The sequence below is a fragment of the Chondromyces crocatus genome (assembly GCF_001189295.1).
GTDB classification, from domain to species: Bacteria; Myxococcota_A; Polyangia; order Polyangiales; family Polyangiaceae; genus Chondromyces; species Chondromyces crocatus.
Genome location: NZ_CP012159.1, coordinates 5,250,973 through 5,264,282, shown reverse-complemented (window position 1 = coordinate 5,264,282; position 13,310 = coordinate 5,250,973). Strand labels below are relative to the sequence as shown.

The following is a 13,310-nucleotide window of genomic DNA, read 5'->3' as shown; positions in this document are numbered from 1 at the left end:
TAACCTCGGCAGGAGACGCGCAGCTCGGCACGGGAGGTGGTATGGGACTCGAGGCCAAGCGCGAGGGAAGTTTCCCCGAAGCAGGCGCCCCACTCCTTGCCGTGGCAGGGTTGGCCAGGCCTGCCCGCAACGCCTCCGGGCGCTGGTTCGACGCCATCGACCCGGACGCCCCGCCGCCGCAGCGCCCTCGCTCGTGGCCCTGGCCTCCCTTCTTCGTGGCGGCGCTGCTGTTCGTCGCGCTGGGCCAGGGGCTGGCGCGGATCATCGTTCCTCTCATCCTCGCCGGGCTGGGGGGGGTGGTGCGCTACCTGGGCATCCGCGCGAGACGACGCGCGGTTGCGCTGCCAGAGAAGCGCGGCCTGCACCTGGCCGGCGGGCGCCTCACCTACCACGGACGCAAAGGGCAACCTCCGGCCGTCCTGCTCGACGAAAACCAGCTCTTCGGCGTCACCTTGCTCGCCTCGCCGCGCCGCGAGCGGGTGGTGGTGCTCCTCAGCTCCCCTTCGGGGACGTTCTACATCGGCGCCGGGTTCGGCCCTGCCACACGCCGCGCCTTCGCACCGCTGATCGAGGGCGCGACCATCGTGACCGCCGACGAGGGAGGCCTCTCGGCGATCGGGCCGGATGGCGAGCCGCTCCTGCTGGCCCCCGACGCCTTCGCCACGCTCCTCGACCAGCTCACCGCCCTGTCACCCGGGTGCCGCGAGCGGTTCTTGCTCACCGACGCGCGCGGTCTGACCGTCGGGCTGGAGGGCCACGAGCTGCGCGCGGGGGGCAGGACCTTCGATCTGAGAGCGTCCATCGAGTGGCGCGCCTTCGTCTTCCAGGAGCCCATCGGCCAAGCGGTGGCGCTGTACCAGGGAACGTGGATCCGCCAGGGGACGAACGAGATCGTTCTGGTCTGCCTCATGCCGGGCCTCACCCCATCCCCGGAAGGGGAAGGCGTCTCGCTCGCGTCCCTGGATCGACGCGCGCTGCGCGATCTGCGCCTGATGCAGGGCCCCCCCGAGGATCCCCCGCCGACGGAGCAGCGTGTGGCGGTGGATCGGCTGGTGATGTTGCCCATCCGCTCGGCGCTCGACAAAGCGCCGCGACCGACGGCGCAGCCACCCCGTGCCCGCTGCTGAGCTCTCGCTTGACGCGCACCGGAGAGCGCGGGTACATCGGCGGCCTGCCGGCCTGTCGCCGGTACACCCCACTCTCCGGAGGCACGACCATGGCCGTCGACATCCAGAAGCTCTTCAACGAAGAACTCCCCGCCACGCTCTCGAACAACGCCGACGCCGCCAAGCAGATCGGTGCGACGTTCCAGATCAACGTCACCGGCGACGGTGGCGGCGAGTGGTTCATCAACACCAAGGACGAGGTCAAGGCCGAGGCGGGCAACCCGGGCGGCGCCGACTGCGTGATCACCATCAGCGCCGAGGACTTCCAGAAGTTCTACGAGAACCCGGGCGCGAACGGCATGCAGCTCTTCTTCGCCGGGAAGCTCAAGATCACCGGCAACCAGATGCTGGCGATGAAGCTCCAGAAGCTCTTCGACCTGAAGAAGTAGCTCCTCGCGCGCGACCTGCGCGTGTGCTCCCCGCCCTCCTTCCCCCTCCTCTCCACCACACCACCATGCGACCGCTCTCCGACCTCCGGGTCCTGGATCTGTCACGCCTCCTGCCCGGCCCTTACGCCACGCTCGTGCTCGCCGATCTCGGCGCGCGGGTCGACAAGGTCGAGGACCCGCAAGGGGGCGACTACCTCCGGCACATGCCGCCCCAGGTGGCCGGTGAAGCGGCGGCGTTTCACCTGCTGAACCGGGGCAAACGGAGCGCCGTCCTCGATCTGAAGCGCCCGGAAGGACGAGACGCCCTGCGGAAGCTGGTGCGTTCCTACGACGTCGTCTTCGAGCAGTTTCGCCCTGGTGTCCTCGATCGTCTCGGCCTGGGGCACGAGGTCCTGCGGGCGGAGAACCCCCGCCTGATCGTCTGCGCGTTGACGGGCTATGGCCAGACCGGACCCCTCGCCCAGCGGGCAGGACACGACCTCAACTACCTCGCTCGCGCCGGGCTCCTCGGGACGCAAGGGCCGGCCGAAGGTCCGCCGCAGGCCCCAGGCTTCCAGCTCGCCGACGTGAGCGGCGGCATGTGGTGCGTGATCGCCATCCTCGCCGCCTTGCGCGAGCGCGATCGGACGGGCCAAGGCGCGACGCTCGACCTCGCCATGGCCGACGGGGTGCTCGGCTTCGCGACGGTCTCGCTCGGCACGATGCTCGCCGCGTCTCTCTCCGATCGCGGCGCGGACCCGGCGGCACAGCCCCCGCTGGGGAGCGGAACGGAGCCGCTGACGGGCGGCATCGCTCCGTACAACACCTATGTCACCAGCGACGGCCACGCGATGTCCCTGGCCGCGCTGGAGCCGAAGTTCTGGGCGACCTTCTGCGCTGGCGTCGGCCTCGAACCCGACATGGGCGCGCTCGTCCCGGGGCCGCATCAGGTCGCCCTCAAAGAGACGGTCGCCGGCCTGTTCCGCAGCCGCACGCGGGAAGCCTGGATCGCCTTCTCGAAGGAGCGCGACTGCTGCCTCGAACCCGTCCTCCACCCGCGAGAGCTTCCGCAGGATCCTCAGCTCGCGGCGCGCGGCATGTTCTTCGAGATCCCCTCCCCGCGAGGGCCGACACCGCAGCTGCGCACGCCGGTCACGCCGAAGGACGACGCGTTCACGCCGGCACCTCTCTCCGGAGAGCACACGCGAGAGGTCCTGAGGGACGGGGGCCTGTCGGAAGAGGAGATCGAGTCGCTGCTTCGAGCGGGCGTGGCGCGCCAGGGGTGACGAGCGCGTAGGGGCCGCAGGGCCCCTGCTTCTGCGGGTAGCGACCAGCGGGAGCGTAGGGGCCGCAGGGCCCCTGCTTCAGATCTTTTTCAGTTCCTCGACGAACTCCCAGTCGGCGATGACGTGCTTGCGGAGGAGCAGGGAGAGCAGCGCCGCGAACATGGCCTCCCACCGGACGTTGTCGCCGAGGACGTCGGCGGCGTCGGCGCCGTGGGACACGGCCCGCAGGGCGGCGACCAGATCGCGCGCGGTCAGCACGGGCTCTTCGAGCTCCTCTACGGGAACGGGCGGCGCCTCGTCGCCGAAGGACACCTCCTCGCTGCTCGACGCCGGAGGCGGCTCCTCGATCTCCACCACCTGGACTTGCACCTGGACGGGAGGCGGCTCTTGAGGAGGTCGCCGCGGACGCATCGGCAGCGTGATCGTCGTGCCATCCAGCAGCGTGAGCGAGATCCGACGCCGAGGTCCCCCTCCTCGGGGAGGAGGGATCTGTGCGGGTGAGATCACCTCGGGATCGGAGGGGGGAGCGGGCGGCACCTCCGGCTCGACCGCCTCCGCCTGGTTCGACGAAGACGCAGGAGAGCCCAGCACGGCGCCGAGCAATGCGGCCACCTGACGCGGCAGCTGCGCGCTGGTCCCCGCCCGCCGCGTCGAGGGCGCCCGATCCCGCGACGTGGACGACGGTGTCGATGCCGGCGCGAAGCTGAGGGGCGCGTCCATCGTCGGCTCCAGCTCCTCGTAGACCAGCTCACCGTCGGCGACGGGCGGCTCGGTGCGGCTCGCCTCGATGAGATCGTCGCTCGGCATCGACTCGAGGGTCTCCCGCGACGTCGCCTCTTCCAGCTCGCTCGCGGTGAAGTCCTCCACCTCTTCCTCGGTGATGTCGATGTCCGGACCGTCGAGTGCCTCCCTGAACCCGGGCAGCGTCCGGAGATCGGGGAGCGTCGACGGCGGCTCCGAGGTCGTCGCCGGGATCGGCGGTCGCACGCTGGCGCCGTAGTAAGCGCGGATGGCGTCGCCGATGTCGCTGGGAGGCGCGATCATCGCTCGCACGGGTAGGCCGGAGTACGTCGAGCACTCCCGGAGCGCGTCCTCGTTGGTCGGGTCGTCCATCGCCACGTAGAGGGTGTCGCCCTGCCGACGAACGCGGCGCACATAGATCGGGACCAGGCAGTACCGCTCGACCACTTCACGGGGGACGAGATCGAGCAGCTGCCTCGAGAACTCGATGTGGAGGAGCGACACCCAGGGGACGGCGAGTTGATGAGAGAGGATCTGGGTGAGCTGGATCTCGTTGATGGTCCCGCGCTCGACGAGCAGCGTCCCGAGCCGCCGACCATCGGTGCGCTGGACCGCAAGCACGTCGTCGAGGGCTTCCGGCGAGATCATGCGCGCATCGACCAGCAACTGACCGAGGCGTATCCGAGGCGTCGACATCGAGGGCGAGGTTACCCCAAGTGCAAATACCTGGCCCAACGGGCGCCGAACCTGGCTCCCCTCCCCTCCCCCTGGACCGCTCCCGCCCCCCTCCCTCCAGCCGCTCCAGCACCGAGCCTGGTCCTGTCTGGTCCGACCGGACGGGCGCCTCGCACAGACCGGTCCGGCCCTTCCTCGTCCCGATGCAACCAGGCTGCGCCCTACACCCCCTCACCATCAGTTTGCCGATCGTGGTAAGGTCCGGCCCGTGTCCACGGTGATCTGCCCGCAATGTGCCAACCCTTGCGAGCAGACCCACAAGTTTTGCCCCGTCTGCGGGTTCCCTGTGTCCGAGCTGAATCGGCGCGTGGAGGATCCGCTGATCGGCACCACGTTGCCGGGCAACTACGTGCTGCTGGAGCTGGTCGGCGTCGGCGGCATGGGGCGTGTCTACCGGGCGGAGCAGAAGGCGCTCGGGCGCACCGTCGCGGTGAAGATCATTCACCCGCACCTGCTCGGTGACGAGAGCGCTTCCGTCCGCTTCATCACCGAGGCGCGCGCCGCGAGCCGGCTGAACCACCCGAACTCCGTCGGCGTCATCGACTTCGGTAAGAACGGGGGGCAGCTCTACCTGGTGATGGAGTTCTTGCGGGGCCGCGACCTGGCCCGCGTCCTTTACGAGGACGGGCCGCTCGGCTTCAAGCGCATCGTCGACGTGCTCTGCCAGGTGCTGGCCGCGCTGGGCGAGGCGCACCACCTCGGGATCATCCACCGCGATCTGAAGCCGGAGAACATCGTCCTCGAGCCGATGCGCTCCGGCGGAGATTTCGTGAAGGTCGTCGACTTCGGCCTCGCCAAGATGAAGGCCGACATCTCGGCGACGAACATCACCAGCCCCGGCATCGTCTGCGGCACCCCCGACTACATGTCGCCGGAGCAAGGGCGCGGCGACTCCATCGACGCGCGCAGCGACCTGTACGCCGTCGGCGTGATTCTGTTCCAGCTGCTCACGGGGCGCCTCCCCTTCGAGGCGGAGTCGCCGACCCAGGTGGTGCTGATGCACCTTTCGCTCCCGCCGCCCAACCCGGCCGTGATCTCGCCCGAGCGCGAGATCCCGGACGCGCTGGTCGACGTGTGTCTGCGTGCCCTGCAGAAGGACGCCGACCGCCGGTACATGGACGCCGAGGAGCTGGCGGAGGCGCTGCGCGCGGCGCAGGCGACCTTCGACACGCCGTCGGGCCGCTTCATCTGGAGCGAGGCCACGGTGACCTGCCCCGCGTGCAAGGCCATCGTCCCGCGGGGTCAGAAGTTCTGTGGCGAGTGCGGTTCGAGGATCGTCCAGCAAGCGCCCGCCCCGCGTGCGCCCGCGCAGATCGCGCAGCGACGAGACCAGGCGCCGCACTCGAACGCTCCGCCACGCCTGCCACTGCCGTTCTCCGCGCGGGAGGCGGATCTGGAGTGGCTCGAGGCCTGTCGGATGGACGTGCAGAGCTCGGTGGTCGCGGCTCGCCTGGTCGGAGAAGGGGGCGTCGGGAAGACGCGGCTCGCGCGCGAGTTCCTGCGGCTCTGCGAGGCAGAGGGCGACGTGGTCATCCAGACCGGCCCGGATCCGTGGTCCGCCGACGTGAGCTATTACGCGCTGCGGTGGGCCCTCATCGGCCTCGCGGGGCTGCCGCTGGACGGGGGAACGCCAGCGGAGTGGACGGGCGCCTCGCCGGAAGCGCGGCGAGGGCTCCTGGAGATCTTCGGGCGCGGTGAGCGCTCGTCGGATTCGCGGCGCCTCCACGTGTGGTCGAAGCCGCCGGCGGGCACGCTCTCGCCGGAGGATCGTCGCTTCATCGCGGCCGAGGCGCTGCGCTGGGCGATCTCGGCGGCCCATCAGTCGGCGCCGCGGCGGCGGGTGGTCCTGGTCATCGACGACCTCCACGCGGTCGACGGGGCGAGCCGGGGCGCGTTCATCGACGCCGTGACCGAGCCGCCGCTCGTGCCGTTGCTCCTGGTGGCGACGCATCCGCCGGAGTTCGATCCCGACTGGGGCGGCTGGGTGCGCTCTCTGGAGGGCCTCCCCGAGGCGACGGCGGCCGCGCTGCTCAAGGGCTCGCCGAACGCCGATCTGCGCGCGATCTTGCAGACCGAAGGTGAGGACGATCCCAGGGTCTTGCCGCTGTACGTGGATCAGCTGGTGCGCTTCGGCCTGGAGGGTGGAAGCAACCCGCCGGCGCGCATCGCCGATCTGCTCGCCGCGCGCATCGAGCGGCTCCCCCAGGACGCGCGCCGCACGTTGCAGGCGCTCGCCGTCGTGGGCGACGAGGCCGACCAGCCTTTGCTCCAGCGGCTCCTGCCCGACATCGGGAGCTTCGAGCCCTTGCTCCGTGCGCTCTCTTCGGCGGGGATGATCGAAGAGTATCCTGCCGAGCAGGCGCTGTACGGGCGGCCCGGGGCCTCGTCACGACGTGGCGGGAACCACAGCAGGCACTCCCGGTTCAGGACGAGCCATCCGCTGGTCCGTGACGTCACGCTCACCACGATCCCGGCAGGCGTGCGGCGAGAGCTGCATGCGCGGGCACCCATCGACGACGCGGGGGATCCGCTCCCGCTGCCGATCGAGGTCCAGGCGCTGCACGCTTACCACGCGCAGAATGCCTTCGAGGCGCTGATGCTCATCGAGCAGGTGGCCGATCGGGCGACGGCGCGGGGAGACCAGAGCGGTACGGTGCTCGCGCTCCGTCGGGGGCTGGAGCTGTCACGGCAGGAGATGTTCCGCGGCGAGATCGACGATCCGCTGCGCGCCGTCCTGATCTTCAGCCGCAAGCTCGGCGAAGCGCTGGCGCGCGCGGGGGATCTCACCGACGCCGACGGCGTGCTGCGGGAGGCGCTCGATCTCGCGGGGCCGAGCGGGGCCGATCGGGCGCTGGTGCTCGGCTCGCTGGCGTTCGTGGCGCGCGAGCGGGAGCGCGGGAGCGAGGCGTCCGTCTACCTGCGGGAAGCCCTCGACATCGCGCGGCAGATCTCCGAGCCCGATCTCGCGCAATCCCTGGACACCATGCGCCGTGAGTGGCTGGCGCGCTGAACAGGACGACGAGGGTGTGACGAACGATCAAGCGGATCCCAGCGACGCGCGGAAGCCCACCTCGGCGAGCGCCGAAGGTCATCGAGGGCCCGCGCCGAGCGACGGCCCCACGGGGCCCAGCTTCGTGGCGCGGTGGGATCTGGACAAGACGTACCTGCGCACCGACTTCGATACGCTGCGCGATCTCCTGCGCACCGCGGTGGAGCGGCCCGATCAGAAGCGCACGGTCCCCGGTGCCGCGGCACTCCTCCGGGAGTTGGGCCGCGCCGGCGTCGAGACGCACATCCTGTCGGGGAGCCCCGATCAGCTCCGCTCGCGCATCGAGCAGAAGCTCCGCCTCGACGGCGTGCGCTGGGCGACGCTGACCCTCAAGCCGAACCTGCAGAACATCCTTCGCCTCCGGTTCCGCGCCCTCCGCGGCCAGCTCGGCTACAAGCTGCCGGCCCTCCTGCGCGGGCGGTGCGAACTCGTGGCCCAGCGCGACACGTCGGGCGCGCTGGTCCACGAGGTGCTGCTCGGCGACGACGCCGAGGCCGACGCCTTCGTCTATTCGCTCTACGCCGACGTGAGCGCCGGCGCGGTGAGTCCGGAAGAGCTCACCGCGATCATGCGCCTCGGCCACGCTTACGAGGACACGATCCTCGATGCGCTCCGCTACGCCAGCTACGTCGAGAAGGGCCCCGTGGTGGAGAGGATCTTGATCCACCTCGATCGGCAGTCGTCCCCCTCCGACTTCCGCGTCTTCGGCAGCCGCGTCGTCCCCTTCTACAACTACCTGCAGGCGGCGCTGGTGCTCCACGAGGCGGGGCGGCTCTCCCCGCAGGCCGTCCTCCGTGTCGCGCAAGATCTGGTCGTGGCCCACAACTTCGACGGCGCCGCCCTCGCGCGCAGCTACCTGGACCTGTCGCGCCGCGGCCACGTGTCTGGCCAGGGCATCCCGGCGATCGTCACCGCGTACGAGGAGCTGATGCAGCGCCGCATCGGGGGCGCGAGCGATCTGAGGGCGATGGTGGCGGAGCTTCAGCGCATGGCCCTGGAGCTACGCCCGCCGGTGTCGCGCCCCTCGGAGCGCGTCGACTACCAGGCGCTCGCCGCGCTGCACAACCCGCGCGTGCGACGCAAGCGCCGCTGAGTCCCACGCGCCGTGGACGCTCCGAGCCGGGCGTCGTTTCAGAGCCGGGCGTCGTTTCAGAGCCGGGCGTCGTTTCAGAGCCGGGCGTCGTTTCAGAGCCGGGCGTCGTTTCAGAGCCGGGCGTCGCGATCAGAGCCAGGCGTTGTTGAGGATCTCGCCGACCCCGCCGGCCCCGGGGACGATGTAGTGGTGCTCGTTGAGCCCACGCTCCTCCGCGTGGTGGGTGCCGGGCTCGGTGCGCAGCACCCTGGCCGGCGACAGGCCGCGGTCGAGACGGAGGGCGTAGATGCCCAGGTCCGGGTGCGCCTCGTGGACGCGCTGGATGTACTCGGGGGTCACGATGAGGTGCATGGCGATGCACCTGGCCGGGCGCCCCTCGAGCGCCGTCTTGTAATAGGAGACCGCGCTGACCATCGACGACCCGGTCGCGCCCATCGGATCGGGGAACAGGACGTACCGGTCCTCCACGTCGCGCCCGATCTTGGCATCGTGCCAGGTCGCCCCGGTCACCGCCCCCTGGGCGTCGGTCTGCCGGCTCATGAACAGGTGGTCCTGCCGGACCAGGGCAGGGTCGAGCACCTCGTTCATGAGGTCGTAGACCACCTGGGATGGCATGGTCCCTGCTCGCGCGATGCCGACGGTGACGGCCTTCGTCGACTTCGAGAGGGCCGTGCCCCGGTAGATGGCCTCCGGGTGGGAGCTGATCATCCGGGTGGGTACGTCGACCCGGCTCCGCGGGAACTCCGCCGCAAGCACAGCCCGGGCCAGGATTTGATACAGCATGGAAACAAGGCGCCCGACGTCCGGCTGCGAGGTCTCTGGCGAACAAACTCGAGCGAGCAAGGTCCAGGCCAGCGGGTCGTCGAGGAGGTGAACACCCGCCCCGTACTGGTGGGCCAGCTCCGGGGCCCTGAACCGGCTCTCAGCGTAAGCGACGTCGATCATTGTTTTTCTGTTACACTACTTGAGCCGGCGCGCGGTATGCCTTGGGGCGCGCGCCAGGACCCCAGCGTCCATTGGGGCTCAGCCCGAGCCTGGAGACCACAGCGGGTGGTGTTCAGGAGGGTGACGGCGCGCTCGGAACACGAGGTGGTCCGCCTGGCGCGGGCCCCACTGGACTCGCAGAAGGAAGGGCTCTGTGGATAGCGACTTGGCCGAGTCGGTTGCCGCGCTCAAGGACATCTTCACCCGGCGAGGCATCCCGGCGACGTTTGGTAAGTCGGACCCGGCGGTCATCGAGGAGCTGCGCAAGACGCTGCGGATTCCCTCTCGGTACCGTGCGTTCCTGCTGGAAGCGGATCCGGTCGACGTAGAGACCGCCACGCCCGTCGAGCGGGTCCGCCTCATCCCGGCAAGCAAGCTGGCCGCCGAACAGGTGGGCGTGACCAACGGGGAAGCAGCCGCTCCCCCTGGCTGGAGGAAATCCTGGGTGCTCATCGGCCGGAGCGCCCTGCTCGGCGATCCCTACTTCCTCGACATCTCGAAGCTCGACGCCGAAGGGGACTGTCCGGTCTTCACCTGCATGCAAGGAACGGAATCGCTGAAGCCCGAGCTGTGTGCGTCGAGCTTCCAGCAGTTCTTGCGGATCCTGGCGACGGCGATGGAAGTCGCCACCGGGTTCCGGGAGAACGACGTGGACGACGAGGACGAAGCGATCTTCCGCGAGGCGCTCGCGCCGAAGATCAAGACGCTCGACTCCGCCGCCCTCCGGGCGGGTCACTGGACGTGAGCCTCGGTCCGCATCGTGCGGGACCCTTCCCACCCCCCTGATCCGTCCCCCAGTCCGGCCGCAGGCGCCGGGGCGACCGTTCCTCAGGAGCCGCTTCCCGTCGCGGTGCAGCGGGATGCCGGCCCCGTCCCGACCCCACGCGACGACGAGGCCTCTCGGGGCCACGTTCCTCCCGCGCTCGCGCCGCTGGCCGGCTCGCAGCCGCGGCGTACGGCGCTCCTGTCGGCCGGTGCCATCGTCGACCAGAAATACGCGATCGAGCGCGTCCTCGGCGAAGGCGGGATGGGCGTGGTGTACCTCGCCCGCGACGTCCACACAGGGCTCCACGTGGTCGTGAAGGCCGTCCGCCAGGAGATCGCTCACCGCAAGGAGATGCGCGCCCGGATGCTCGCCGAAGGACGGGCGCTCGCGCAGATCGATCACCCCAACGTGGTGCGCCTCAACGCCGTCGTGGAGGAGGGGGGCACGCTGTGGCTGGTGATGCAGTACATCGAGGGGGAGAGCCTCGACCGGCTGATCGGCCGCCGCGCGCACGAAGGGCGTCCGCTCCAGCTCGAGGAAGCGCTGGGGCTCTTCCGGCAGGTCGCCGCCGGTGTCGGCGCAGCGCACGGCGAGGGGGTGATCCACCGCGATCTGAAGCCCGCGAACGTGATGATCCGCAGCAAGGACGGCATCGCCAAGGTGACCGATTTCGGTATCGCCAAGGAAGAGGCCGACGCCATCGCCGGGCGCGGTCTGACGCGCGGGATCATCGGCTCGCTCTATTACATGTCGCCAGAGCAGGTGATCGGTCGACGCGATCTCGACAAGCGCGTCGACATCTACGCGCTGGGGATCCTGCTCTACGAGATGCTGGTCGGACACGTCCCCTTCGACGCGGACAGCGATCCGGAGATCATGCGCAAGCACCTCGACGCGCCGCTGCCGCGGGTGAGCGAGCAGCGCGCCGACGTGCCTCCCGAGCTCGATGCGTTCCTGCAGCGCGCGTGCGCCAAGGATCGCGCCGACAGGTTCGCGAGCTGCGATGCGCTGCTGGCCGCTCTGGATGGCTTCGGGCGCCGGACGGTCACCGCGATGTCCACGTACGGTCAGACGTACGGAGGGGCTCCAGGAGGTGCGGAGCGGACGGCGCCAGGTGACGTGTACGCGCCACCGCCCCGAGCGCAGATGGCCTCGAGGCCGCCAGCGCCGGCCACGATCCATGGCACCACCGGGCGTCCTCCGATGCCAACGCCGGTCGATCCCGTGCGGCCTCGCTCGCGGCGCGCGCTCGGGTTCGTCCTGGCAGCGCTCGTGCTGGCTGCAGGCGCCGCGGCGCTCTTGATGGCGGGAGAGCTGCTACCTGGGAAGCGGCGTTCGGGTGACACCGCGAAGCCGGTACCGGACCCAGCAGCCGTCCCCCCGGAGGTGGCGACGCACGTGGACGCCGGCCAGGAGGCAGGCGCGGTCGCGAGTCCCCCGACGCTGGCGACGCTCAGCGGTCGCTGGACCAGCAATGGGCGAGACTTCGACGCGGTGCAGGCGGGCGACGCGCTCGAGTTCCGTGTGCGTGATCCCGAGCAGTTCGCCCCGCAGGACTACGAGACTGGCGAGGTGCGCTTCTTGCTGCGCGCCCTCCCCGACGAGCCAGACGTGTTCGCCGTCGAGGATCACATCCGGTTCTACCCACCGACGGGGCTGAAGTTCGATCCGAAGCGCGCCCGCGGGACGTGCCAGGACGTGCGCAGCAGCGCCGAGGGCCGCCCGCTGCGCGCCCGGTACGACGGCGCGCGGCTGAGCGTCGAGTTCGCGCGGATCGAGCCGGCCCATGACAAGCCGGGCGTGAACTTCATCGTCGAGGGGGGCAAGGTCGTGAGCTGCCGCGGCCTGGGCGCGCTCGCGGCGACCCGCGTCCTCAGCGTGCTGACCCGCTAGATCCCGCCCACGGCGGGCACCGGGCGCGGCTTGGCGGCGTGGGTGACGGGGCACTTCACGGTGGTCGTCGCCGACTGCGCACTGGCCCGACCACCGCCGAGGATCAGTGGCGTCGCGATCTGACGCGCCGCGGCGTCCACGTCCGCGGCCCCCTTGGCCGGCACGGGGTTGCCGCTCGCGTCGAAGACCGACACCGTCTGGCTGACCCCCTTGGCGATCTCGCGGTCCGGGAACGCGAGCGTGATCGCGACCCGCACGACCGCCGTCGATCCTTCCAGGATGCCGAAGCTCAGCGGCTTGTTGGCGAAGCCGCTGCAGAAAGACGCCGTCCCTGTTCCCCCCGCTGGGCCGTAACTCGCCGTGACCCAGCTCGCGACGTCGATGAGCAGCTCGTCCGAGCTCGATCCCTGCGCGTATTGAACGCACTGCCCTCGCTGCGGATCCCAGATCGACCCGGTGGCACAGCGCACCGACTTGGCGCACGCCTGGCCCGTCCAGGTCTCGTCCGGCGCACACGTCTGCGAGAGGGGGACGCAGGCGGCGGTCGGCCCATCGACGATGAGGCGAGTCCCCTCAGGGCAGCCGAGCACTTCGCCCTGGCCGACCGAGACGCCCATCCCGCTCGCGACCTGGTTCACCTGCTCGCGCGGCACGCAGAGCCCGGTTCGCTGGTCGATCTCGTCGCCCGGTCGGCAGGTGTCCTGCGCACAACCGCTGTCCTCCCAGTGCCGCCCCAGACCGCAGTAGGCGTCCGCGTCGGGCTTGGTGAGGCACTGTCCTGCCACGGGAATGTGGCCCTTGAGACAGCGGCAGCGGTTCTGCTGGATGTCGAAACCCGCCCCCTCGCCACAAGACGAGAGCGAGCACCGGCAATTCTTGCCGACGCAGACCTTGAGAAAGCACATGTCGCCGCCGCGGCAGCCCGCGAGCGGTGCGACCACCGCGAAGGCCAGCGTGGCCGCGCCAGCGACGATGCGTCCAGCCGTCCCGAGCCGCGTGGATCCAGCGGGAGCCGGCGTGCGCTGTCCGAGCGAGGGATCAGGACCAAAGAGGCGCATGATGCGAGGACGGTAGCACTTCCCTCACGGGACGAGGAAAACCCGGAGAAGAAGGCACTTTTGAGCCGGATTCCTTCCGAGCAACCGTTCCCTCAGGTAAGTCCATGTGTTACGTACAGCGAGGACCTGATGGCCGGTCGCCGGGATTCCCCGACGGCCGCTGCAGGGCTT

10 protein-coding genes are annotated in these 13,310 nt (G+C 70.3%); 7 read left to right on the top strand and 3 right to left on the bottom strand.

Annotation, left to right across the window (positions count from 1 at the left end; all coding sequences use genetic code 11):
• Positions 1–41 precede the first annotated feature (41 nt).
• The 3 genes from CMC5_RS19385 to CMC5_RS19375 all read left to right on the top strand — a co-directional run bounded on the left by CMC5_RS19385 (position 42) and on the right by CMC5_RS19375 (position 2,820).
• Positions 42–1,127 carry an IMP dehydrogenase gene (locus tag CMC5_RS19385; RefSeq protein WP_156338731.1) on the top strand — a complete coding sequence of 362 codons (1,086 nt, stop codon included), beginning with the start codon at positions 42–44 and terminating at the stop codon, positions 1,125–1,127.
• A gap of 8 nt (positions 1,128–1,135) precedes the next feature.
• Entirely contained in the window at positions 1,136–1,555 is a 420-nt protein-coding gene (locus CMC5_RS19380; protein WP_245678519.1) for an SCP2 sterol-binding domain-containing protein, read from the top strand.
• Positions 1,556–1,620: 65 nt separating this feature from the next.
• A complete protein-coding gene (locus CMC5_RS19375; protein ID WP_050435996.1) occupies positions 1,621–2,820 on the top strand; it encodes a CaiB/BaiF CoA transferase family protein in 1,200 nt (399 codons plus the stop codon).
• Positions 2,821–2,898: 78 nt separating this feature from the next.
• On the opposite strand, the gene CMC5_RS19370 is transcribed toward CMC5_RS19375, so the two are convergent.
• Positions 2,899–4,257 (bottom strand): GspE/PulE/PilB domain-containing protein, encoded by a 1,359-nt coding sequence (locus CMC5_RS19370; RefSeq protein WP_063796309.1) that lies wholly within the window; start codon positions 4,255–4,257, stop codon positions 2,899–2,901.
• 346 nt (positions 4,258–4,603) lie between these two features.
• Here CMC5_RS19370 and CMC5_RS19365 point away from each other — a divergent pair, with 346 nt between their 5' ends.
• Positions 4,604–7,306 carry a protein kinase domain-containing protein gene (locus tag CMC5_RS19365; RefSeq protein WP_156338730.1) on the top strand — a complete coding sequence of 901 codons (2,703 nt, stop codon included), beginning with the start codon at positions 4,604–4,606 and terminating at the stop codon, positions 7,304–7,306.
• Positions 7,307–7,322: 16 nt separating this feature from the next.
• Positions 7,323–8,438, top strand: a complete 1,116-nt coding sequence (locus tag CMC5_RS19360; protein ID WP_245678518.1) for an HAD family hydrolase — start codon at positions 7,323–7,325, stop codon at positions 8,436–8,438.
• Positions 8,439–8,567: 129 nt separating this feature from the next.
• Here CMC5_RS19360 and CMC5_RS19355 read toward each other — a convergent pair whose 3' ends face one another.
• Complete coding sequence (locus CMC5_RS19355) at positions 8,568–9,383, bottom strand: uracil phosphoribosyltransferase (RefSeq protein ID WP_050431814.1); 816 nt, start codon at positions 9,381–9,383, stop codon at positions 8,568–8,570.
• A 193-nt stretch (positions 9,384–9,576) separates the two neighbouring features.
• On the opposite strand from CMC5_RS19355, the gene CMC5_RS19350 reads away from it, so the two are divergent.
• The gene (locus CMC5_RS19350; protein WP_245678517.1) at positions 9,577–10,167 is read left to right on the top strand and encodes an SMI1/KNR4 family protein; all 591 of its coding nucleotides are present in this window, start codon (positions 9,577–9,579) and stop codon (positions 10,165–10,167) included.
• Positions 10,168–10,182: 15 nt separating this feature from the next.
• Complete coding sequence (locus CMC5_RS19345) at positions 10,183–12,081, top strand: serine/threonine-protein kinase (RefSeq protein WP_082362617.1); 1,899 nt, start codon at positions 10,183–10,185, stop codon at positions 12,079–12,081.
• Here the strand turns inward: CMC5_RS19345 and CMC5_RS19340 are convergent.
• Positions 12,078–13,139 carry a hypothetical protein gene (locus tag CMC5_RS19340; RefSeq protein ID WP_245678516.1) on the bottom strand — a complete coding sequence of 354 codons (1,062 nt, stop codon included), beginning with the start codon at positions 13,137–13,139 and terminating at the stop codon, positions 12,078–12,080. The two genes, CMC5_RS19345 and CMC5_RS19340, sit on opposite strands and share 4 nt — an antisense overlap.
• Positions 13,140–13,310 lie beyond the last annotated feature (171 nt).

What these genes read in the sequence shown, in the direction of transcription:
- CMC5_RS19370 (WP_063796309.1), bottom strand. Translation starts at nt 4,257, where the DNA reads ATGTCGACGCCTCGGATACGCCTCGGTCAGTTGCTGGTCGATGCGCGC.
- CMC5_RS19340 (WP_245678516.1), bottom strand. Translation starts at nt 13,139, where the DNA reads ATGCGCCTCTTTGGTCCTGATCCCTCGCTCGGACAGCGCACGCCGGCT.
- CMC5_RS19355 (WP_050431814.1), bottom strand. Translation starts at nt 9,383, where the DNA reads ATGATCGACGTCGCTTACGCTGAGAGCCGGTTCAGGGCCCCGGAGCTG.
- CMC5_RS19375 (WP_050435996.1), top strand. Translation starts at nt 1,621, where the DNA reads ATGCGACCGCTCTCCGACCTCCGGGTCCTGGATCTGTCACGCCTCCTG.
- CMC5_RS19385 (WP_156338731.1), top strand. Translation starts at nt 42, where the DNA reads ATGGGACTCGAGGCCAAGCGCGAGGGAAGTTTCCCCGAAGCAGGCGCC.